The sequence below is a fragment of the Bradyrhizobium sp. AUGA SZCCT0158 genome (assembly GCF_018130065.1).
GTDB lineage: Bacteria > Pseudomonadota > Alphaproteobacteria > Rhizobiales > Xanthobacteraceae > Bradyrhizobium.
Genome location: NZ_JAFCME010000034.1, coordinates 24,208 through 45,491 on the forward strand (window position 1 = coordinate 24,208; position 21,284 = coordinate 45,491).

Genomic DNA, 21,284 nt, shown 5'->3' on the forward strand with positions numbered 1-21,284 from the left:
TCCTTGCAGATATCTCGCTGATTGACGCCGTCGCGAACTGCCGCCACGGTATCAAAATCATTGCCCTCTGATTGACGGTCACGATGGATACATCCGCTTCCGCGCACGCGACGAAGCCCGTTGATGCACAGCGCGTGCTGGTGCTGCAGGGCGGCGGCGCGCTCGGCTCTTACCAGGCCGGCGCCTTCCAGGCGCTGTGCCGCTCCGGCTTCGAGCCGGAATGGGTAGCGGGCATCTCGATCGGCGCGATCAATGCCGCGATCATTGCCGGCAACGACCCTGCGACACGCGTCGATCGCCTGAAGGAATTCTGGGACATGGTGTCGTCGCCGGTGTCGTGGAATCCGATTACGCCGGGTGATCGCGCGCGGTCGCTGTTCAACGAGACCAGCGCCGCCTTGATCGCGACCTTCGGTGTGCCCGGATTTTTCACGCCGCGGCTTCCGCCGGCGCCGCTGTGGCCGCAGGGCAGTCCGCAATCGCTGAGCTATTACGATACCGCGCCGCTGAAGAAGACGCTGGAAAGACTGGTCGACTTCGACCGCATCAACGATCTGAAGATGCGGCTTTCCGTCGGCGCCGTCGGCGTGACCTCCGGCAATTTCAAATATTTCGACAATGTCGAATTCAAGAAGCTCGGCAAGAAGATCGGGCCGGAGCACATCATGGCGTCCGGCGCGCTGCCGCCCGGTTTTCCTTCCATCCTGATCGACGGAGAGCATTACTGGGACGGCGGCATCGCCTCCAACACGCCGCTCGATTTCGTGCTGGATGAGGAAAGCGACCGCGATCTCCTGATCTTCCAGGTCGACCTGTTCAGCGCGCGCGGCGATCTGCCGGCCACGCTGCTGGAGGCTGCCGAGCGCGAGAAAGACATCCGCTTTTCCAGCCGTACCCGGATGAACACCGACAAGAACAAGCAAGTGCACAACACGCGCAAGGCGCTCCGCGAATTGGTCGCCAAATTGCCCGATGATCTCAAGAATGATCCGTCGGTGGCGGTCCTGTGCAACGCGGTCAAGGAAAACACCGTCACGGTGGTGCACCTGATCTACCGCAGCAAGAACTACGAATCCTCGTCCAAGGATTACGATTTCTCGCATGTCGGGGTGGTCGAGCACTGGAATGCGGGTGCCCGGGACGTGCATTTGTCGATGCGTCACAAAGAATGGCTAGAACGGCCGCAGTCCGGGGAGACCATGGTGACCTACGATCTCACGAGGGACGTTTCCAGCGCCCCCGAAAGCAAGAAACAGGAGTGACCAGAATGGGTATTTTGAAGGGCAAGACCGCCGTCGTGACCGGCTCGACCAGCGGCATCGGATTGGCCTACGCGCGCGCTTTCGCCGCCGCCGGCGCCAATGTCGTCATCAACGGCTTTGGTGCACCGGCCGACATCGAGAAAGAGCGTTCCGGCATCGAGACCGACTACAAGGTCAAGGCCCTTTACTCGTCGGCCGACATGACCAAGCCCGCCGAGATCGCCGAAATGATCGCGCTCGGCGAGAAGACCTTTGGTTCGGTCGATATCCTGGTCAACAATGCCGGCATCCAGTTCGTGTCGCCGATCGAGGAATTCCCGATCGAAAAGTGGGATGCGATCATCGCGATCAACTTGTCGTCGGCATTTCATGCCATCCGCGCCGCGGTGCCCGGCATGAAGAAGCGCGGCTGGGGCCGCATCATCAACACCGCTTCGGCGCATTCGCTGGTGGCGTCGCCGTTCAAGTCGGCCTATGTCTCGGCCAAGCACGGCATTGCCGGCCTCACCAAGACGGTGGCGCTGGAGGTCGCGACCCACAAGATCACCTGCAACTGCATCTCGCCAGGTTATGTCTGGACGCCGCTGGTCGAGCACCAGATCCCCGAGACGATGAAGGCGCGCAACCTTACCAAGGAGCAGGTCATCCGCGACGTGCTGCTGGACGCCCAGCCGACCAAGGAATTCGTGACCTCCGAGCAGGTCGCCGCACTGGCGCTGTTCCTGTGCGGCGACGATGCCGCCCAGATCACCGGCGCCAACCTCTCGATCGACGGCGGCTGGACCGCGGAGTGAACCGTCATGCCCCGCGAAAGCGGGGCATCGATCGAAATTTGGCGAAAGCTGCGCGTATCTCTGCGGGGGTCGCAGTCCCCAGCGTCGATGGATGCCATGGCGGCATCGATGATCCGCAACTCGTCGGGGGTGGCAACATAATCGTTGCCCCGTCGCCTAGTCTCGTTCGATTTCTCCGTCGCCATCGTAGAACGATAACACGCGAGGGTTCGTACTCCAATCGCTACGACGGATTACTAAGCTCCACGCTTCCCGAACGCCAGCACGTGCAGGCCGAGCCGCTGCCGGACGATCCAGAACAGCAGCACGGTCTCGAACGCCAGCGAGATCGTGGTTGCGGCCGCGGCGCCGTGGCCGCCGTAGCCCGGCACCAGCAGCAGGCACAGCACCACGTTCATGACAAAGGCGAGCGCATAGGCCAGCGCGCAGATGTGCTGATGGCCCAGCATGTTGAGCAGCCGCTCGACCGGGCCGATCGCCGAACGCACCAGGAGGCCGACAGCGGCGATGAACATGATGTCGTAGCCGACCACGAATTGCGGCCCGAACAGCCACAATAGCGGCTTGCCCAGCGCCAGCAGAACGATGGTGGCCGCGAGCGAGGGCCAGAACGTCCATTGGATCGCGTGCGCCACATAGGCCGACAGCCGCGCCTTGTCGCCGAGCGCATGATACTCCGCGAAGCGGTGCGCGGTCGTGGCCGACATCGCGTAGTGGATGAAGGAAACCAGCGCCAGCGTCTTCACGACCGCGAAATAGACACCGACTTCCTCCGAGGAACGGAATTGTTGCAGCATCAGCACGTCGGTGTAGGAGAGCAGCAGATAGAAACTCTCGACCAGCAGGATCGGCAGCGAGACCGCCAGCCAGCCGCGGAAATCATAGGCTTTCGCGCCGGCCTCAACGTGGCCGGCGAGCCTTCGGTTCAGCACCACCATCTGGCCGATCATCGCAAGCCAGACCGCGGCGGCGCTAGCCAGCATCGCCACCGTGGCGCCGAGATTGAAACCGAGCGCGAAGGCGCCGGCAGTGAGGCCGATGATCAGCGACTGGCGCACGATGAATTGCGGCATCAGGCCAAGCCGCATCCAGTCATGCGAGCGCGCAATGCCGTCCTGGGTGTTGGCAACGACGAAGGCCGGCAGGGTCAGGCAGCCGATATAGAGCGGCACAACCGTGTTGGGCTCCATCCACGGCGACAGTGTTTTCACCACACCCGCCAGCGCCAGCGAGACCAGCGATGAAACCGCGAACGTCATCCAGCGGCTGCCGGAGAGGAAGCCGCGCAGCAGCGCGTGCTGGCCGCTGGCGCGGTATTCCGGAATGATCTTTTGCGCCGACGCCGAGATGCCGAAATCCATCATGCTGCCCAGCAGCAGCACCCAGGTCCAGACATAGACATAGACGCCGTAGTCCGAACCGCCCATCCAGCGCGCCAGCAGGATCTGCGAGAAATAGGCGAGCGCGGCGCTGACGACGCGGATGATGAAGATCGTGCCGGCCAGCCGCTTTGTCAGCGACGCTTCGCCCGAACCACCAAAGAGACCGCGAAGCAGCGAGCGCAGGCGCGCGATCGGGCCGGCGGGCGAAGCGGAGGCGGATTCGGTGTCCATCACGGCCACAGCAAGGCATCCTCGAAAGGCCGCGAGGCGGCGGCGATGCTCCGATGTATCAACGATTCGTTAAGATTCGGTTGGGTGGGGGCGCGGGCGTCAATCTCCGCGTCGTCCCGGCCTTGAGCTCAGATGCGCAATTGCGCATCGGGGGACCCATAACCACAGGAGGTTGTTGTTGGAAAAAGGTGTCTACCGCCGTGTTTCAACACACCCGCCGCGGCGTATGGGCCCCGGCGTTCGCCGGGGCGAAGCTACTGCAAATTCACATTGAACTCATAAGCCCGGTCGCCGCCGACCAGCGTCAGTTTCAGCGCGGCGCCGTCGGCGCTCGCGCCCGGCGGCAGGCCGTCGAGCTCGAAGGCAAAGCGTTTGACGCCGGGCGGACCGCCCTCGATCAGCTTCGGAATCGGCAACGCCCAGTCCGGCGTCGGACCTTCGGCGAACAGGCTGACCTCCTTGCCGCCGGGCGCGGTGACGTCGACCAGCACGTTGGCCTTGCCCTCGCGCCTGACGTCGCGAATGGTGAGGGGATTGGGATCGCCGACATTGGCCGGCTTCGGCACCGCGTTGAGTGCATCGGACAGATTGCCGTCCTCGGTGCTTGCCACACTGGCAAAGGCCAGCTCCGCCTTGGCGTCGACCGGGATGCAGAGCTTGTCGCAGACCGCATAGTTGATGTCGGCGCGCAGCGTCACCGGCTTGTCGGTGTTCTTGGCGACGATCCGCAGCGGCAGCACGACCTGCTGCTTGTAGCCGAGCGAGAAGCCGCCCGCGCCGTCATCGAACTTCATCGGCGCCGGCCACAATACCGTCACCGCCTCGACATTGTCGGACTTGGAGAAGTCGAAGCGGGGCGGAACGCCGGAATCGCCGGGCGTGCGCCAATAGGTTTTCCACCCCGGCTGCAGCTGGATAGCGATACCGCCGAGCAGCACCGCGCCGCTGCGCGATCCCGCCAGCAGCCGGATCGCGGAATGGGTGTCGCGCTGCCAGGGCGAGGCATCCTCGGCGCGAACCTCGATGGCCGCGCATGCGACAGCCAAAGTGGCGGCAATGCCGAACGCGGCCCGCATGGGAACTATGACGGTCATGAAACGTCTTTACAGGCAAGTTTGGCCGCAAACCATTGAATTGCTTGTGATCCGCGATCGAATACAACGCGCGGCTTGATTGACAGAACCGCCACCCGATATCAGGATATGAATCAGCAAGAGAGGCCTTTGCGGATGAGCCCTGAAGGCAAGACACCGAAGACGGCACCGAAGACTGCTCGCCGCAAAGTCGGCGGCATTGGCCACAATTCGCCCAATGAGGGCTATCTGGACGGCCAACTGCTGATTGCCATGCCGGTCATGGGCGACCCGCGCTTCGAACGCTCGGTCATCTATATGTGCGCCCATTCGTCCGAAGGCGCGATGGGCATCATCGTCAACCGCCCGGCCGGCAGCATCGATTTTCCCGGCCTGCTGGTGCAACTCGATATCATCAAGACATCGGACCAGATCACGCTGCCGGAAAACGCCGAGACCATGAAGGTGCTCAAGGGAGGTCCGGTCGATACCGGCCGCGGCTTCGTGCTGCATTCCAGCGATTTCTTCATCAAGGATGCCACGCTCAATATCGACGACGGCATTTGCCTGACCGCGACCGTCGATATCCTGAAAGCGATCGCCAAGGGCTCGGGACCCAAGCACGCGATCCTGGCGCTGGGCTATGCCGGCTGGGCGCCGGGGCAGCTCGAGGACGAAATCCAGCACAATGGCTGGCTGCATTGCGCCGCCGACGCGGACCTGATCTTCGGCGACGACGTCGACGAGAAATACCAGCGTGCGCTGCGCAAGATCGGGATCGATCTGGCGATGCTGTCGAACGAAGCCGGCCACGCCTGACTGTCATTGCCCTTGGCTGTCATTGCCGGGCATAGCCGTCTGAAGGACGGCGTCGCTTCCGCTCGCCTATGACCCGGCAATCCATCCCCCAAGAAAGACATTTTGCGCAGTTGATGGATACGCGGGTCAGGCCCGCGTATGACGAGTTGCGTGCTGAAGCGCGGGGCGCAACTCCATTGCGCCACTCGCGGATGCGTGCCCTCCGCCGGCAGAGGTTGTTGCCCGTCCGAAAATCTGCCTCTATGGGGTCGCGACGGCCCTTATTCGCCAGTCTGCGCGCCTTCGAAGCTGAGCCGGCTTCGCAGGGAACAGGTCTTCAGTACGCGGGAGTGACGAGATGGCTGGTTTGGTAATCAGGGGCGGCCGGGTGGTGGATCCGGCCAGCGGCATGGACGCCATCGGCGATGTGGCGGTGCTCGATGGCAAGATCGCCGCCGTCGGCACCGGGCTTGGCAGCGCCGAGCGCACCATCGACGCCACCGGACTGGTGATCGCCCCCGGCTTTATCGATTTGCACGCGCACGGCCAGTCGATCCCGGCCGACCGCATGCAGGCGTTCGACGGCGTCACTACGTCGCTCGACCTCGAAGCGGGAGTCTTGCCGGTCGCATCCTGGTATCGCCGCCAGGCCGAGAAGGGCCGCGTGCTGAACTACGGCGCCGCGGTCAACTGGGCGTTCGCGCGCATTGGCGCGATGACTGGCTCCAACGCGGAAAGCTCGCTGGAGGCGTTCGGCAATGCGATGCGCGACCGCCGCTGGATCGACAACGTGGCCAGCGATACCGAAGTGGCCGGCATTCTCGATCGCATCGCGGGCGGGCTGAGCGAGGGCGGCATCGGCATCGGCATCCTCAACGCCTATGCCCCGGGCGCCGGGGTGCAGGAACTGACCGCCGTGTGCCAGCTGGCGGCGGCGCGCGAGGTGCCGACCTTCACCCATGTCGCCTACATGTCGCGCATCGATCCGGAGAGCGCTGCGGAAGCCTATATCCGCCTGATCGGCTATGCCGGCGCCACCGGCGCGCACATGCACATCTGCCATTTCAATTCTTCCAGCAAGACGGACATCGAGCGTTGCGTCGCGCTGATCGCCAAGGCGCAGGCGCAAGGGTTGCCCATCACGGTCGAAGCCTATCCTTACGGTACCGGTTCGACGGTGCTGGCGGCGGCGTTCTTCAGCGACCCCGAATTCGAGGCGCGCAACGGCCTCGGCTATGATTCGGTGCAGCGGGTGACCGACGGGCATCGCTTCCGCGACCGGCAGGAGCTGCTGGCGGCGCAGGCCGCCGATCCTTCCACGCTGGTTCTGTGGCACGTTCTGGATATCGACAATAACGCGCATCATCGCGACCTCCTCGACATGGCGGTGCTCTATCCCGGCGGCGCGATCGCCTCCGACGCCATGCCCTGGACGCTGACGGACGGCCGCGCCTACACCGGCGACGCCTGGCCGCTGCCTGACGATGCGACCTCGCATCCGCGCTCGGCGGGTTGCTTCACGCGCTTCATCCGCGAGTGGGTGCGCGAGCGCCGCAAAGTGTCGCTGCTCGAAGGCATCCGAAAATGCGCGCTGATCCCCGCGGAAATTCTTGGCGCCTCCACGCCGGCGATGCGCGCGAAAGGCCGGCTGCAGGCGGGTGCGGATGCCGACATCGTCGTGTTCGATTACGAAACGCTGAGCGACCGGGCGACATTCTCTGCGATGAACCGCCCGTCGGAAGGCGTGCGTCATCTGGTGGTCAGCGGCCAGCCGCTAATATCAGACGGCGTGCTCGATGTGGCGGCGCGGCCCGGGCAGCCGGTGCGCCGGCCCGTTACCGGAGGCTGAGGTGGCGGTCCCGGTCGTGCTCGTGGCCGGCTTCCTCGGCGCAGGCAAGACCACGGTCGTGAACCATCTCTTGGCACATGCCGGGGGCAGGCGGATTGCCGCCGTCGTCAACGATTTCGGCGCGATCAATATCGATGCGGAACTGATCACCGGCGCCGCCGACGGCGTGGTGAGCCTCAGCAATGGCTGCATCTGTTGCTCGCTGGAAGGCGATCTCTTGCGCACGCTGGCCGGCTTGTTGCGGCGTGATCCGCGGCCGGAATTCATCGTGATCGAAACCAGCGGCGTCGCCGATCCCCAGGACATCGTGCGCAACCTGATGGATCCGGTGATCTGGCGCGAGGCGCCGCTCGAAACGGTGCTCTGCGTCGTGGACGCGACGACTTCGGTCGCCAGGTTCGACGACGCCCTGCTGCGGTCCCAGATACGGGCGGCCGATGTGATCGCGCTGAGCAAGGTGGACCTCGCGGACGCGGCCAGCCACACGCCGGTCCGCGATGCGATCCGCTCGATCCGTCCGGCTGCGGTGTTGGTCGATGCGCCGCACGGCGAGGTTCCGATGGCGCTGCTCTTCCCTTCGGATCCGGATCGAGCGCCGGTGCCACGCCAGCCGGGGCAGCGACGGCCAGCAACGGATCGCTTCGAGGCGCTGAGCTGGACGTCGGAACGGCCGCTGTCGTTGGCCCGATTGCAGGCGGCGATCAATCGGCTCGCGCCGAAGCTGGCGCGGGCGAAGGGGCTGTTCGAATCCGTGGAGCAGCCCGGCAGGTTGATGTTGCTTCAGTTCGCCGGCGGACGCGCGTCGCTGGCCCCTGGCGGGCCGCCGGCCGCTGGAATGCCGCGGACCCGGATGGTGTTCGTTGCGGAGATCGGCGTGCTCTCGCGCGCCGAGATCGATGGGATCATGGAAGGATGCATCGAGGCTGGGCAGGCGTAACCACACTCACAGCGTCGTCCCGGCCTCGAGCCGGGACCCATATGTGGACGGCCCCCGTGCCACAAGAGTTTTTTGACGGTCTGATCGGATCGCTTGCATCCATATGTCCGGCCTGTGGATGCGGCTGGTGACCGCTGGCCAAGATGGTTTTCCGCGACGCGAGTTCCAAACACTCCAGCGACCTTTTACGGGCCAATGGGTCCCACGGATTGTCTCGCATCTTGGATCGATCGATCCTGCCATCTACTCCTCTTGCAGCTCCGGCTCAGTCGGTCAGGCGAACCCGGCCGACTGATCTCTTAAGCGGCGGCAGCCACCGATGCCTTGGACATCCGCGCGCCGTCGTAACTCTCACCTGTCACCATCAGCTTCCAGGCGATGCGGGCCATCTTGTTGGCGAGCGCCACCGCGGCAAGCTTCGGCGGCTTGCGCTTGAGCAGGGCAATTAGCCAAGGCGAGGGATGCCCGCGGCCGTGCCTCGCCTGCTGGATCACCGCAGTCGCCCCCGCCACCAGAACGCTGCGCAACCTCTCATCTCCGGCGCGGGTGATCTTGCCGTGCCGGGTCTTGCCGGCGGAGGAATGGTCTTTCGGGGTCAGCCCGATCCAGGCCGCAAAATGCCGGCCGGAGGCGAACGCGCCCGGATCCGGCGTCTTCATCACCGCCGTCGCGGCTCCGATCGGTCCGATCCCGGGAATCTTCGCCAGACGCCGGCTATCGGCATTGGCGCGGTGCCAAGCCATCAGCCTGGCCTCGATCGACTTCAACTCGATCTGCAACTGCGCGTAATCCCTGCCCTGGAGAGCAAACAAATCGCGCGCCAATTCCGGAATGCGTTCGTCTTGCGCCAGCCGCGCCAACAACGGCTCAATCTGGTTCAGGCCCTGGGCCACTGTGATCCCGAACTCCGCCGCATAACCGCGGATCGCATTGCTGATCTGGGTGCGCCGCGCAATCATCTGCTCGCGCAGGCCGGCCAGCATCAGTGCCGCCTGCTGCTCGACCGTCTTCACCGGCACGAACCGCATCGTCGGCCGGCTCATCGCCTCGCACAGCCCCTCGGCGTCGCGCCCATCGTTCTTGTTGCGCCTGACGTAGGGCTTCACGTGTTGCGGCGCGATTAGCTTCACCTCGTGGCCCAGCTTACCGAGCTCTCGCGCCCAGTAATGCGCCGCCCCGCAAGCTTCCATCCCGATCACGGTCGGCGGCAGCTTGGCAAAAAATTCCAGCATCTGCTTGCGCCCCAGCCGCCTGCACAACACCGGCCGCTCGGCCGCATCCACCCCATGCACCTGGAAAATATACTTCGACGTATCCATTCCAATTCGGATAATCTGCTCCACGGACGGCTCCCTTGTCTGAGATCTCAACAACCTCATTCTGGCACAACTGATGCCGTAGGGGGCCGTCCACACCATCACTCCCGGCAGTCGTTGTTTCAGAAGGTCACTAACGCCGGCGATCTAACCGATGGGCCGCGGCGTATGGGTCTCCCGATGTGCAATTGCACATCTGAAGCTCAAGGCCGGGACGACAGTAATCTACTCCGCCGCCTGTTGCGCCACCGTCGGTGCCGTTCCCGCCACCGTGGCGCGGCGCATGTCACGGGGCTGCGACTGGTCGTAGCGGCGCACGCGATGCATGGTCTGGCGGTTGTCCCACATCACGAGATCATGGACCGTCCATTTGTGGACGTAGACGAATTCGCCCTGGGTGGCGTGCTCGTTGAGGTCGCGCAACAACAGCCGCGCCTCCGGCATGGTCATGCCCCTGATGGCGCCGGCATGCGACGACAGATACAGCGACTTGCGGCCATGCACCGGATGGGTGCGCACCAGCCGCTGCAGCACCGGCTTGAACAATTCCTTCTCTTCATCGGTGTAGTCGAGAAAGCCGAGCGATCCGCGCGAATACATCAGCGAATGCTCGCAGATCATGTCCTCGATCTCGGCCTTGGTCTCGTCGTCGAGTGCGTCGTAGGCCGCGCGCATGTCGGCAAACTCGGTGTTGCCGCCCTTCGGGTTCACCACCCGCGCCGACAGCAGCGAGAATTTTGCGGGGATCGGACGGAACGATGAGTCGGAATGCCACAGGCAATTGCCAAGGTTGAACAGGTTGATGCGGCTGTCGCGCGGCAGCGGCTTGCCGTCCTTGCCGAGGTTGGAGACGTCGTTGAGCCCGGTCTGAGCCAGCCGCGAATCCTCCGGCTTGACGACACTGCCGCCGCGCGGATTTTCCCGCTCGCCGAAATTCAGCGCGAACGCCATCTGCTGCTCGTCGGTAACGTCCTGGCCGCGAAACAGCAGCACGGCGTATTTGTCCATGCCGGCTTCGATGTCCTGGGCCTCCTGCGGCGTCAGCGGCTTGCGCAGATCGACGCCGGAAACCTCGCCGAAGAAGTGCTTACCCAGCTGCCGGATCGTGACCGTCATGGCGTTTTCTCCGTTAAGCGGCGGGCGGTTGTCCCGCTTCGTTTGGATAAAAAGCTACTCCGTGACGGGCCCAAGTCAACGTTCTCCAGCGCTTGCCGAGCGCACAGCTGTCATGCCCGGACTTGATCCGGGCATCCATCAATCTTCATAAATGCCTTTCGAAGGGGATGGATTGCCGGATCAAGCCCGGCAATGACAAAGTGGCATCACGCATTCCGCGCCATCAACCCGCCGTCTACCGGAATAACCACGCCGGTCAGGTATGAAGCGGCCGGCAGGCACAGGCTCAACGTCATATGGGCGACTTCCTCGGGATCGCCGTAGCGGCCGAGTGCGGTGCGGCGTTTGGCGAAGATGGTCTTGTGCTCCTCCGCAATCCGCTCGGTGATCCCGGTCCGGATCGGTCCCGGGCAGATACAGTTCACCGTAATGCCCTCGCGGCCGAGTTCCACGGCGAGCGCGCGGGTCAGGCCGGTGACGCCGGCCTTGGCGGCCGCGTACGGGCTGTTCGTTGCGGTGGCACCGAGCGCTTCGGTGGAGGCGATGTTGACGATGCGCGGGCATTTGGATTGGCGCAAATGCGGCAGCGCGGCACGGATGATGCGCGGGTGCGCTGTCAGCATAACCGCCAGCGCCTTGGTCCACGCCTCGTCATAGCCGTCCGCGTCGATCGCGGATCGCAGCGACAGGCCGGCATTGTTGATCAGGATGTCGAGGCCGCCGAAATGTGCCGCGATGGCGCCGACGACCTTGATGATGTCATCGGCCTTGGCGACGTCGAGCGTCCAGGCTTTGGCGCTGCCGCCTCTTTCCTTGATTTCATCGGCGACGGCCTGCGTGGCCTCGGCGTTGATGTCGGTGACGGCAACATTGGCGCCTTCGGCGGCGAACACCAGCGCGGTGGCGCGGCCCATGCCGCTGGCGGCGCCGGTGACGAGAACGGTCAGGCCCTTGACCGAACGGCTGAGCTCTCTGAAATCTGACATCGCGGATTCTGACCTAAAATGTTCGCGGAATTTGTGCATTGCGTTGCAGGATTGACAAGGCTGGCACCGATCCGCAGACAGGTCAAACCAGAGCGTTTTCCAGCGAAGTGGACTCCGGTTCGCGTGAAGAAAACGCGTCAAAACAAGATTCTGCAGTAACAGGTGCAACGGTGGCCAATATTCCCGGACTGCAAATTCGCCGCCTGCAGATTTCGGACGCCGCGCTTTACCGGGACATCCGGCTGGAGGCGCTGCAGAAAAATCCTGAAGCCTTCGGCAGCACGTTCGGACGCGAAAGCGCAGAGCCGCTGTCCTGGTTCGAGGCGAGGCTCGGGGCTGCGGATATTTTCGCTGCGTTCCTCGATGGCACGCTCGCCGGAATAGCCGGATATTCCGCGCAGGAAAATTTGAAGCAGGCGCACAAGGGACGCCTCTGGACCATGTATGTCCGGGCGTCGGCGCGGAACATGGGGCTTGGAAAAAGCCTGGTTGCGGCGGTGCTCGACCATGCGCGCGGGCGCGTGGAGCTGGTGCAGCTGACTGTGGTGAGCGAGAATGAAAGCGCGCGAAAACTTTATCGCGCGATGGGTTTCGTCGAATACGGCTATGAAAAGCAAGCCCTCAAGCACAACGGGCGATATTACGACGAGGTTCTCATGGTCAACTTCCTCGATGAGAGCTCGAGCTAGAAAGGATGCAGGCGATGAACGAACTCGATTTCAGCGGCAAGCAGGTGCTGGTGGTCGGTGGCTCCAGCGGGATCGGCAATGGCATCGCGCAGGCGTTCCGCGCCAAGGGGGCGCGGGTTGCGGTCTGCGGCACCCGCGCCAAAGCGGCGGATTATTTCGCCGGCGAAGGATCGGACCTTCAAGGCCTCGAATATGCGCAGCTCGACGTCAGCAACGCGCAGGCGATCGAGCAGTTCAAGCCGTCGTTTGACGGCCTCGACGTGCTGGTGCTGGCGCAGGGCGCAGTGATCTACCGGCGCGGCGAATTTGAAATGGATGGCTTTCGCAAGGTGCTCGAGGTCAATCTGATGAGCCTGATGGCGTGCGCGACGAAATTCCACGCGATGCTGAGCGCCAGCAAGGGGTCGCTGATCATCGTCAGTTCGACCGCGGCCTATCATTCGACCATGGGCAATCCGGCCTACAACGCCTCGAAGACCGGCGCGGTCGGCTTGACGCGCACGCTGGGCGAGGCCTGGGCCGAGAACGGCATCCGCGTCAACGGCATCGCGCCGGGGCTGGTCGACACCAAGATGACCAAGGCGACGACGGCAAATCCGAAGCGGCTTGAAGGCGCGCTTGAACGGATTCCGCTGAAGCGTCTCGGCACCCCCGCCGACATGGCCGGCGCCGCCTTGTTCCTGGCGTCGCCGCTGGCGTCCTATGTCATCGGCCAGACCATTGTGGTCGATGGCGGGCTCATACTTTAGGCATCAGGAACCTCGACGCGTCTCGTCGGTTACTTCCTCTGAAACAGGGAGTGATCGTGATGGACAAGGATCGAATTGCAGGTTCAGCCAAGGATTTCGCCGGCAAGGTCGAAGGCGCTGTCGGTAGCATGACGGGCGATGCCAAGACGCAGGCCGAGGCCCGCGCGCGCGAGGCCGCAGGCACCGTGCAGAATTTGTACGGTCAGGCCAAGGATGCCGCGCGCGACGCCACCGATGCGGCGGCCAACTACGCCAAGGATGCCGTGGATACCGTCAAGGACGCCTACGACAACAGCGGCGACACCATCCGCGACGGTCAGAAGGCGATGGCGAAAACCGTGCAGGACAATCCGCTCGGCGCGCTTCTGGTCGCAGGCGGGATCGGATTCGCCCTGGCGCTGTTGATGACCCGTCAACCGCGCCGCCCGCCGCCATCGCGCTGGCGGTATTACGGCTGAGCCTCACACTGTCGCTCCGTCATCTCCGGGATGAACGCAATTGCGTTCACCCGTGGGTGCGCTCAGCGGCGCAATTGCGCCGCAGACTTGCGCGCCTCGAAGGATGATCGGCCCGTGGCCCATCTTCGAGGCTCGCTTCGCTCGCGCCTCCAGCGACAATGGCGAAGCCATTGCGCGGGATGACGTGCGAGCCAAGCCACACCGTCCATCTGCGTGGAATGCGTCTATCGCGTGAACGCGCCTGCCGGGACTTCTGCCGCTCGTCCGACGTTACCCGGCGGGCGCGGCACGCCCGGCGCGATGGGTCCAGGCGCGCGTGGCGGCGCTGGTGCAATCTGGCGCGGCGGCGCACCGAAGCCGCCGAAGAAATCGCGCAATGCCGGCTGTTCGGTCTGCGCGGGACGGAATTGCCGCTTCGGCGCGAGGGGTTTCGGCGGCGCGGCGGGCGCGGCTGCCGGGGCCGTACCGTCAGGTGAGGTGGCCGCGACCGGCGATTCACCCTTGGCTTGGTCCTTGCCTGGTTCCTTGCCCGGTTCCTTGCCTGGTTCTTTGGCCTGTTCGCGGCCGATCTCGCGGCGCGGCCAGGCGAAATCATCGGCGCGGCCGGCCGGCGCCGCCAGCGGCTCGCCCTTCACCAGCGTCCTCGCGGCAAGCGCATCGACCGCGGCGGGACGCGTGCCCGGTCCGCCGAGCAATTGATCGGTACCGACGGAGGAGGCCACCAGCGGCAAGATAGGTCCGGCCAGTGGCCGCGGCGCCGGCTGGCCCGGCACGGCATTGGCGTCGGGCGTCGCCGGTTCGACCGGCAGCGCGATCGGTCCGGAGCGCGAAGCCAGGAGGCGGGTGACTTCACGCTCGACATAATGCGCGAGCTTGCGCGCGCCGGGCTTGGTGAAATACACGCCGTCATAGGAACGCAGCTGGCGAATCTGGCCTTCGAAGTCGGGGCCTTTCTGCAGGAAGCGCCCGGCCTCGTCGACAAAGCCGTCCCAGATATCGACATAGGTGATGCCGGCCTTGGCCGATGCGTCGCGATAGAGCGCATTGAGGAACAGCGAGTCGGACGTGCCCTTGACGCCGCGCACCGCTGGCAGACCGACCCACAGCACCGGCACGCCCTTGGATTTCAGGATGCCGATCATCTCTTCGATTTTCTTGGCGTAGAGTTCGACCCAGCGCTCGTCGCGGAACTCGTAGAGCCCGCCCGCCGATCGCGAATTCTTCTCCGGCGCTGCGGTCTGCGGCGCATTGCTGTCGGCGTCGTCGGCCGCTTCGGCATCGGCCGGCTTGTCATCCGGCTTGGCGGCGGTCTCCGCCGAGCCTTCCGGTTTCGCGCCGGGCTTGGCATCGGGTTTGGCGTCGGCCGGTTTGGCGGTCTTCTTGTCGTCTTTCTTCTCGTCTTTCTTCGTTTTGTCGACCGCGGGCTCGCGCATCGCGACGCGGTCGTTGAGGCCGAGCATGACGACGATGGCGTCCGGCTTCTCGTTGGCGAGGATGCTGCGGGCGGCGGCGGCCCAATCCGACGGTTCGCCCTTGGGCTGATATTTGATCAGGCCGGACACGGTCCGGTGCTTGCGGATCACGCCCATGTCGGGCTGTTCGGAGTAGGCGTCTTCCAGGCCGTAGGCGAGCCAGTCCGCCATCGCATCGCCGAGCACCAGCACGTTACGTTCCGGAGCGGTATCGCGCTTGGCGGGCGCCGGCGCCCTGGAAAAATCCTGGCGTGGCGCTTGTTGCGGGGCCTGCTGCTGGAACGGCGCAAAGAAGTCGCCGCCGAACCAGCCGCCGCCATTGCTGCGCGGTGCCTGCCGCTGCTGCTGCGGCGGACCGCCGAAGCCGCCGAAATTGAAAAACTGCGCCGACGCAGGTCCCGCGATCCCGATCAACAGCGCGATCGCCACCGCCACCGCCGTCAGCGGACCGGTTTCGGTGAACACGCGGAAAAAGGACTTTGGCTTTTGCATCCGGCTCGGTCGCACTGGGTTGTGAAGGCGCAGTTATAATAGCGGAATCAGGCCGCAAGCGGGCATATTCCTTGCCATAAATCGGGCGATGGTCACACCCGTCAAGGGCGGCACGAAAATGTGCGCTACAGGGTTACTTTTGCGGGCCAAATCCCCCGTTTTAGCGCCCCCGCAGCCGCTCCAGCACGTCGGAGGAGGCGAAACCGTCCGCAGGGGCCCCGATAGAGGCCTGGAAGCCGCGCAGCGCCTCGCGGGTCATGCCGCCGAACTGGCCGTCCGGGGTGCCCCGGTAGAAGCCGCGCTGGGCCAGCAGTTGCTGCAGCTCCAACCGCTCGGCCCGCGACAGCACCCGTTCCTGTCGCGGCCAGGGCTGTACGAACGGCGCGCCGCCGCGCAGGCGGTCGGCGAAATGCCCGATCGCCAGCGCATAGGCCTCGGCCGGGTTGTATTTCATGATCACCCGAAAATTCTGCAGCATCAGGAATCCCGGCCCGTCAGCCCCGGCGGGCGCCAGCAAATAGGCCTTGTCGGCTTGATTGCCGAACGGCTTGCCGTCGGCGCGTCTGAGGCCCTGCTGTTCCCACTGCGCGATCGGCATCGCCTTGGCCTTGTCGGCCAGCATGAAGTTGAAACCCTTGGGCAGCACGACCTCGTAGCCCCAGGTCTGGCCGGACTGCCAGCCGTCTTTCCTGAGGTTGTTGGCGGTCGAGGCGATCAGGTCGGCCGGATTGTCGACGACGTCGCGGCGGCCGTCGCCATCGGCATCGACGGCGTAGCGCTTGAAGGCGGTCGGCATGAACTGCGTCGGCCCGAACGCGCCGGCCCACGAGCCGCGCATCTGTTCGGGACGCAGGTCGCCGCGGTTCAGGATCTCCAGCGCGGTCAGGAACTCGTCCTTGAAATAGCCCTGGCGGCGGCCGATGCAGGCCAGCGTCGCGGTCGAATTGAGCACGTTGCGATCGCCCATCTGCGTCGAGTAATTCGATTCGATGCCCCAGATCGACGCGATGGCGTAGCGGTCGACGCCATAGGCTTTCTCCACCGCGTCGAATTGCGGTTTGTACCTGGCGAGGATCTCGCGGCCCTTGGCGAGCCGGTTGTCATTCACGAGGATGTCGAGATAGTCCCAGATCGCCTTGGTGAATTCGGGCTGCGAATCCATCAGGTCCATGATGCGCAGGTCGGGCGAAAGGTCCGCGGTGAAGCGTTCGAAATTCGCTTGCGTCACGTAACGCCGTGCGGCATCGGGCCACATCGAAGCGACGCAGTTGGGAAAATTCGCCGCCGCCTGCCGGATTGCAGCTGCGGTCATCAGTGGATGGCCCGAACCGCCGTCTTCGCCGCTCCAGGGCGGCGGTGCGGATGGTGCTGATGGCGCGGAGGGGACGCCTTCCGGGGCAGGTGCTGCCTGCGCCTGCGGCGAGGTGGCTGATTTCTGGCCGAAGATGTTGCCGAGGAAGTTCGAGACGCCGTTGTTGCCGGATGATTGGGCAAAAGCCTGGGTGCAAAAAGCAGCATGCAGCAGCGTCACCGCAATGATGATCGCGGCGGTCCGGTAGGTCACCGCGGTTCCCGTCCAACGCATGTCGTCTCCGCCCTCCAACGTCCCCGTTTCACAAGGCCCTGTCACGGTTTCCAACAGCTTAACAGAGGCCGGAATTTGTTGCTTTCCCTGTTCCGCCGCAAGGGGGCGCAAAGCGGGATGCAGACTTTGTTGCACCACACATCCGCCTTTGTTCCCGGCTGCAAACGGGCTACCAACGTCCATCAGACGCATACTCCTCACGCTTAAGGGACTTCCGATATTCCCATGAAAATCCGCAAAGCCGTATTCCCGGTCGCCGGTCTCGGCACCCGCGTCCTGCCCGCCACCAAGGCGATGCCGAAGGAAATGCTGACCATCGTCGACAAGCCGCTGATCCAGTACGTCTATGACGAGGCCAAGGAAGCCGGCATCGAGCATTTCATCTTCGTCACCGGGCGCAACAAGGGCGTGATCGAGGACCATTTCGACCGCATGTTCGAGCTCGACACCACGCTCGCCGCGCGCGGCAACAAGAAGGCCGAGCAGGACATCCTGGCGCGCGACCAACCCGCCGCCGGCGCCACCAGTTTCACCCGCCAGCAGGCGCCGCTCGGTCTCGGCCATGCGGTCTGGTGCGCGCGCGACATCGTCGGCGACGAACCGTTCGCCGTGGTGCTGCCGGACGAACTGGTGCTCAACACGCCGGGCTGCCTCGCGCAGATGATCGAGGCCGCAAGCAAGCTCGGCGAGAAATCCAACGTGCTCGCGGTTGAGGCGGTGCCCGAAGACATGACCCATCAATACGGCATCTGCGGCGTCGGCAAGCGCACCGGCAAGATGTTCGAGGTCGACGGCATGGTGGAGAAACCGGCCAAAGGCACCGCGCCGTCAAATCTGTCGATCACCGGGCGCTACATCCTGCAGCCGGAGATTTTCAAGATTCTCGAGACCCAGGAACGCGGCGCCGGCGGCGAGATCCAGCTCACCGATGCGATGCGAGCGCTCGCCAACACACAAAAATTCTACGGCCTGGAGTTCGAGGGCGAGCGGCACGATTGCGGCTCCAAGCCCGGCTTCCTGCGCGCCAACATCGCCTACGGCATGGCCCGCGCCGATCTGCGCGACGGCCTGCGCGCGGAGATGAAGAAGTATCTGGAGAAGTGACTTCAAAAGCGCACGCGCTTTTGAAGTCATCCCGGGGCGCATCGAAGATGCGAACCTTAGATGTGCAATTGCACATCGGGGGATCTCGAGATTCCCCGGTGCGCAATTGCGCACCTGAGGTCTGGTCCTACGGACCATCCCGGAATGACGAACTCTCAAGTTACGACCGTCATTGCGAGGAGCCCTTGCGACGAAGCAATCCATGCTTCCTCTGCCTATGGATTGCTTCGCTTCGCTCGCAATGACGGGGATAGGGCTTGCCTCAAGCCACCATCGCCAGTTTCGGAACGTTGGCGACCACGGTCTGGTTGCGGCCATTGGCCTTGGCGGCATAGAGCGCCTTATCGGCGGCCGCGATCAGGTCGGGCCAGTCCAGCCCGGCTGATGGCATCATGCTGGCGACGCCGATGCTGACGGTCGTGACTTCTTCGTCAGACCAATGCGCGACCTTGTGCCGGATGTTTTCGGCGACCGCGAGCGCCTCGGTGACCGAGAACCCCGGCAACAGCACCGCGAATTCCTCGCCGCCGAACCGCGCTACGCAATCGCCGGCGCGCCTGACCGAGTCGGAGATGCAGATCGCAATGCCGACCAGCACCTGGTCGCCGGCCTGGTGGCCATAATTGTCGTTGTAGGATTTGAAGTGATCGGCATCGATCATCAATAGCGCGACCGGCGTTCTGCCGCGCACCGCGCGCCGCCACTCCGTATCGATCTCGAGATCGAACTTGCGCCGGTTCTTCAGGCCGGTGAGCGCGTCGGTGGTGGCGAGTTCCTCGAGCCTGTCCTCGGCCTGGGCGCGGCGGCTGATTTCGCGTCCGAGGAAGAAGGTGGTGCCGAGTACGAACAGGATCAGCGCGGTCATGATGGCGCCGATCCGGATCACTTCCCGTTGCCAAACGCGGAAGATGGCTTCGAGCGGTTTTCCAACCACGACATACAGCGGACCGCTGCTGTCGCGCCGGACATAGAGCCGGGGTGTCGCATCGACGGGGCCTTGTCCGGCATAGGATCCGGTGGGCTTCAGATTGTTCGCGCTCCAGCTTCGCACCGTCGCGAGGTTCTTGCCGATGATGTCGAGGTTGAACGGCTTGCGCATGATGACGGTGCGGTCGCGGCGCAGCACGGTGATCGTATCGTCGGGACTGAGGTTGAGCCGGTCGAACAGTTCATGGAAGTAGCTGAACCGGATCGAGCCCGCGGCCACGCCGAGAAAGCGGCCTTCGGCGTCGGAGATGCGCCGGCTCAGCACGATCGAATAGGCTCCGCGATGCAGCATCGGGCGGCTGACGAACAGGCCCTCGTCCGGATTGCTGCGATGGACCGCAAAATATTCCTCATCAGCGCGGATCTCCGGCCGCGGGTCGAGCGAGGACGCATCGATCCACAATCGCCCTGACGCGTCGAATACCTGGATCGCGCCGAAATGCTTGGCGGAGGCGGCGCGGTCGAACAGGATCAGATGGCGGATTTCCTTGCTGACGTCCTTGAGCTCCGGCATCACCAGATTGCTGGCGACCGCGCGCAGCGACAGGTCGTAGAGCTCGATGTTGCGTCCGATATCGGCGTCGATGCTGGCGGCGAGGTTTTCGAGCATCTGGCGGGCCAGCTCTTCCTCGCCGCGCCGCATCTCCAGCATCACGTTGGCGCAGATCGCGGAAAAGCCGATCACGGTGGCCACGGAGGAGGCGATCAGCAATTTTGCTGATAGCCGCCAGCGCCTTCTGGCCATGTCTTTTCGCCGTCCGAACAGCATCGTCCGCTCCCAATCCCCTGAAATGCGCCGGGAATCGTTGCAGCGGCCTTAAATGGCGACAAGGATGCGCCGATCGGTTAACGCTTGGTTGCCGGGATCGGCGGCTTTGCGCAAAACTACGGGGACACGGGTGAACGATTACGATTTGCTGCGGGACTATCTGAAGAAGCAGACGCTGCCCGAATTCGTGCTGACCTTCGAACAGATCGAGGAGATCATCGACGCCGCGCTGCCGCGCGCGGCGCACCGGGCCTCGTGGTGGGAAACCGAGCGTAGCCCGCAGGAGAAGATGCCGCAGCGCGAAGCCTGCCTCGAGGCCGGCTACATCGCGACAAGGCAGGCGGACGGAAAGAGCGTGAAGTTCAAGAAGATGAAGGTGAGGAGATAGCTCGCCGCCAGCATTCTCGTGATGGTCTATCGGCTGAAGGGATCATCTCGACACGATTGGTATGAAATACGCCACGCGAGCGAGTTGCCGGAATCATTTTCCACACGCGGCCCTATCGCCGCCCCAATTTAGGAAGAACTGGAAGTCCCAAGGGCGTAATCTAAAACGCAAGAAACAAGAAAAGATCGTGGGAGGATGGCGCCGATGAATCGGACAGCCTGTTCCTTTGGACATCCCTCGCCTGCAAGTTCCCGATGGCCGCTGCTCGCGGTTGGACTTGCCGCCGGGCTTGGGCTGCAACTTGGGCTGAACTTTGGGCTGACGCCCGGCTTCGCCGCTGCCGGTGATGCGCTCCAGGTGACCGACGCCCGGGTGGCCGCGTCCGACGAGATCGGCATCAATCTTCCGCTGCTGATGACGATCAAGAACGATGCGGCCGAAGCCGACGCCTTGCTGCGCGTCCGCTGTCCGTTTGCGAATTTCTCCGAGAAAAACACCGTCGATCGCGGCGAAGGCGCACCCGCCAAGCGCGAGATCAAGTCGATCCCTATACCGCAAGGCAAGACCATCGAACTCAAGCCGGACGGCTATCACGTCATGCTGTTGCAGACGCGGCAGAAGCTCGTTGCCGGCGAGGCCTTCACCTGCACCGTCGTCTTCCAGAAGGCCGGCACCAAAGAAACGGAGGTGCAAATTTCGCGAACGCCCTGATCGCGACAGCGCAGCGGTGAAGCTCTGAACAGGGCCCGTCGGCGGGACGCCCGGACAGACCGGACGTTTGATCCGACAACAACTGCCGACAAGAACTGCCAACAAGCAAGAACTGCCAACAAGAATGCCAACATGA

General features: G+C 64.0%; 19 protein-coding genes. 11 read left to right on the forward strand and 8 right to left on the reverse strand.

What is annotated here, in order from left to right; all coding sequences use genetic code 11:
* The first annotated feature begins 83 nt into the window (after positions 1 to 83).
* A complete protein-coding gene (locus JQ574_RS30995) occupies positions 84 to 1,262 on the forward strand; it encodes a DUF3734 domain-containing protein (protein ID WP_212208574.1) in 1,179 nt (392 codons plus the stop codon).
* A 5-nt stretch (positions 1,263 to 1,267) separates the two neighbouring features.
* On the forward strand, positions 1,268 to 2,056 hold the full coding sequence (locus tag JQ574_RS31000) for a 3-hydroxybutyrate dehydrogenase (protein ID WP_192736915.1): 789 nt from the start codon (positions 1,268 to 1,270) through the stop codon (positions 2,054 to 2,056).
* A 236-nt stretch (positions 2,057 to 2,292) separates the two neighbouring features.
* On the opposite strand, the gene JQ574_RS31005 is transcribed toward JQ574_RS31000, so the two are convergent.
* Complete coding sequence (locus tag JQ574_RS31005; RefSeq protein WP_212208573.1) at positions 2,293 to 3,669, reverse strand: polysaccharide biosynthesis C-terminal domain-containing protein; 1,377 nt, start codon at positions 3,667 to 3,669, stop codon at positions 2,293 to 2,295.
* A gap of 254 nt (positions 3,670 to 3,923) precedes the next feature.
* The gene (locus JQ574_RS31010; protein ID WP_212208572.1) at positions 3,924 to 4,763 is read right to left on the reverse strand and encodes a protein-disulfide reductase DsbD domain-containing protein; all 840 of its coding nucleotides are present in this window, start codon (positions 4,761 to 4,763) and stop codon (positions 3,924 to 3,926) included.
* Between the two features lie 135 nt (positions 4,764 to 4,898).
* On the opposite strand from JQ574_RS31010, the gene JQ574_RS31015 reads away from it, so the two are divergent.
* The 3 genes from JQ574_RS31015 (at position 4,899) to JQ574_RS31025 (ending at position 8,326) form a co-directional block, all read left to right on the forward strand.
* Entirely contained in the window at positions 4,899 to 5,561 is a 663-nt protein-coding gene (locus JQ574_RS31015; RefSeq protein ID WP_212208571.1) for a YqgE/AlgH family protein, read from the forward strand.
* 337 nt (positions 5,562 to 5,898) lie between these two features.
* On the forward strand, positions 5,899 to 7,389 hold the full coding sequence (locus JQ574_RS31020; protein ID WP_212208570.1) for an amidohydrolase family protein: 1,491 nt from the start codon (positions 5,899 to 5,901) through the stop codon (positions 7,387 to 7,389).
* Position 7,390: 1 nt separating this feature from the next.
* Positions 7,391 to 8,326 carry a GTP-binding protein gene (locus JQ574_RS31025; protein WP_212208569.1) on the forward strand — a complete coding sequence of 312 codons (936 nt, stop codon included), beginning with the start codon at positions 7,391 to 7,393 and terminating at the stop codon, positions 8,324 to 8,326.
* A gap of 299 nt (positions 8,327 to 8,625) precedes the next feature.
* Here the strand turns inward: JQ574_RS31025 and JQ574_RS31030 are convergent, their stop codons facing one another.
* The 3 genes from JQ574_RS31030 to JQ574_RS31040 form a co-directional block, all read right to left on the reverse strand.
* Positions 8,626 to 9,669 (reverse strand): IS110 family transposase, encoded by a 1,044-nt coding sequence (locus JQ574_RS31030; protein WP_212208568.1) that lies wholly within the window; start codon positions 9,667 to 9,669, stop codon positions 8,626 to 8,628.
* Positions 9,670 to 9,867: 198 nt separating this feature from the next.
* Positions 9,868 to 10,758, reverse strand: coding sequence for a TauD/TfdA family dioxygenase (locus tag JQ574_RS31035; protein ID WP_212208567.1), 891 nt, complete (start codon positions 10,756 to 10,758; stop codon positions 9,868 to 9,870).
* Between the two features lie 206 nt (positions 10,759 to 10,964).
* Entirely contained in the window at positions 10,965 to 11,744 is a 780-nt protein-coding gene (locus JQ574_RS31040) for an SDR family NAD(P)-dependent oxidoreductase (protein WP_212208566.1), read from the reverse strand.
* A gap of 107 nt (positions 11,745 to 11,851) precedes the next feature.
* Between JQ574_RS31040 and JQ574_RS31045 the strand changes: the two genes are divergently transcribed.
* The 3 genes from JQ574_RS31045 to JQ574_RS31055 are packed head-to-tail and all read left to right on the forward strand — an operon-like array spanning position 11,852 to position 13,640.
* Positions 11,852 to 12,433: a GNAT family N-acetyltransferase gene (locus JQ574_RS31045; RefSeq protein WP_312014760.1), complete on the forward strand. Its 582-nt coding sequence runs from the start codon at positions 11,852 to 11,854 to the stop codon at positions 12,431 to 12,433.
* 14 nt (positions 12,434 to 12,447) lie between these two features.
* Complete coding sequence (locus tag JQ574_RS31050) at positions 12,448 to 13,182, forward strand: SDR family NAD(P)-dependent oxidoreductase (RefSeq protein WP_212208565.1); 735 nt, start codon at positions 12,448 to 12,450, stop codon at positions 13,180 to 13,182.
* 59 nt (positions 13,183 to 13,241) lie between these two features.
* Entirely contained in the window at positions 13,242 to 13,640 is a 399-nt protein-coding gene (locus tag JQ574_RS31055) for a CsbD family protein (protein WP_212273419.1), read from the forward strand.
* 224 nt (positions 13,641 to 13,864) lie between these two features.
* Here the strand turns inward: JQ574_RS31055 and JQ574_RS31060 are convergent, their stop codons facing one another.
* Entirely contained in the window at positions 13,865 to 15,604 is a 1,740-nt protein-coding gene (locus JQ574_RS31060; protein WP_212384147.1) for an SGNH family hydrolase, read from the reverse strand.
* Positions 15,605 to 15,764: 160 nt separating this feature from the next.
* Complete coding sequence (locus JQ574_RS31065; protein ID WP_212208562.1) at positions 15,765 to 17,189, reverse strand: lytic murein transglycosylase; 1,425 nt, start codon at positions 17,187 to 17,189, stop codon at positions 15,765 to 15,767.
* A gap of 225 nt (positions 17,190 to 17,414) precedes the next feature.
* Between JQ574_RS31065 and JQ574_RS31070 the strand changes: the two genes are divergently transcribed.
* Positions 17,415 to 18,293 (forward strand): UTP--glucose-1-phosphate uridylyltransferase, encoded by an 879-nt coding sequence (locus tag JQ574_RS31070; RefSeq protein ID WP_212208561.1) that lies wholly within the window; start codon positions 17,415 to 17,417, stop codon positions 18,291 to 18,293.
* A 262-nt stretch (positions 18,294 to 18,555) separates the two neighbouring features.
* Here JQ574_RS31070 and JQ574_RS31075 read toward each other — a convergent pair whose 3' ends face one another.
* On the reverse strand, positions 18,556 to 20,049 hold the full coding sequence (locus JQ574_RS31075) for a diguanylate cyclase (RefSeq protein ID WP_212208560.1): 1,494 nt from the start codon (positions 20,047 to 20,049) through the stop codon (positions 18,556 to 18,558).
* 130 nt (positions 20,050 to 20,179) lie between these two features.
* Here JQ574_RS31075 and JQ574_RS31080 point away from each other — a divergent pair, with 130 nt between their 5' ends.
* Together JQ574_RS31080 and JQ574_RS31085 are read left to right on the forward strand one after the other, a co-directional pair.
* Positions 20,180 to 20,437, forward strand: coding sequence for a hypothetical protein (locus tag JQ574_RS31080; protein WP_212208559.1), 258 nt, complete (start codon positions 20,180 to 20,182; stop codon positions 20,435 to 20,437).
* 204 nt (positions 20,438 to 20,641) lie between these two features.
* Entirely contained in the window at positions 20,642 to 21,148 is a 507-nt protein-coding gene (locus tag JQ574_RS31085; protein WP_212384148.1) for a copper chaperone PCu(A)C, read from the forward strand.
* Positions 21,149 to 21,284: the final 136 nt, after the last annotated feature.

What these genes read in the sequence shown, in the direction of transcription:
- JQ574_RS30995 (WP_212208574.1), top strand. Translation starts at nt 84, where the DNA reads ATGGATACATCCGCTTCCGCGCACGCGACGAAGCCCGTTGATGCACAG.
- JQ574_RS31000 (WP_192736915.1), top strand. Translation starts at nt 1,268, where the DNA reads ATGGGTATTTTGAAGGGCAAGACCGCCGTCGTGACCGGCTCGACCAGC.
- JQ574_RS31005 (WP_212208573.1), bottom strand. Translation starts at nt 3,669, where the DNA reads ATGGACACCGAATCCGCCTCCGCTTCGCCCGCCGGCCCGATCGCGCGC.
- JQ574_RS31010 (WP_212208572.1), bottom strand. Translation starts at nt 4,763, where the DNA reads ATGACCGTCATAGTTCCCATGCGGGCCGCGTTCGGCATTGCCGCCACT.
- JQ574_RS31015 (WP_212208571.1), top strand. Translation starts at nt 4,899, where the DNA reads ATGAGCCCTGAAGGCAAGACACCGAAGACGGCACCGAAGACTGCTCGC.
- JQ574_RS31020 (WP_212208570.1), top strand. Translation starts at nt 5,899, where the DNA reads ATGGCTGGTTTGGTAATCAGGGGCGGCCGGGTGGTGGATCCGGCCAGC.
- JQ574_RS31035 (WP_212208567.1), bottom strand. Translation starts at nt 10,758, where the DNA reads ATGACGGTCACGATCCGGCAGCTGGGTAAGCACTTCTTCGGCGAGGTT.
- JQ574_RS31040 (WP_212208566.1), bottom strand. Translation starts at nt 11,744, where the DNA reads ATGTCAGATTTCAGAGAGCTCAGCCGTTCGGTCAAGGGCCTGACCGTT.
- JQ574_RS31050 (WP_212208565.1), top strand. Translation starts at nt 12,448, where the DNA reads ATGAACGAACTCGATTTCAGCGGCAAGCAGGTGCTGGTGGTCGGTGGC.
- JQ574_RS31055 (WP_212273419.1), top strand. Translation starts at nt 13,242, where the DNA reads ATGGACAAGGATCGAATTGCAGGTTCAGCCAAGGATTTCGCCGGCAAG.
- JQ574_RS31060 (WP_212384147.1), bottom strand. Translation starts at nt 15,604, where the DNA reads ATGCAAAAGCCAAAGTCCTTTTTCCGCGTGTTCACCGAAACCGGTCCG.
- JQ574_RS31065 (WP_212208562.1), bottom strand. Translation starts at nt 17,189, where the DNA reads ATGCGTTGGACGGGAACCGCGGTGACCTACCGGACCGCCGCGATCATC.
- JQ574_RS31070 (WP_212208561.1), top strand. Translation starts at nt 17,415, where the DNA reads ATGAAAATCCGCAAAGCCGTATTCCCGGTCGCCGGTCTCGGCACCCGC.
- JQ574_RS31075 (WP_212208560.1), bottom strand. Translation starts at nt 20,049, where the DNA reads ATGCTGTTCGGACGGCGAAAAGACATGGCCAGAAGGCGCTGGCGGCTA.
- JQ574_RS31085 (WP_212384148.1), top strand. Translation starts at nt 20,642, where the DNA reads ATGAATCGGACAGCCTGTTCCTTTGGACATCCCTCGCCTGCAAGTTCC.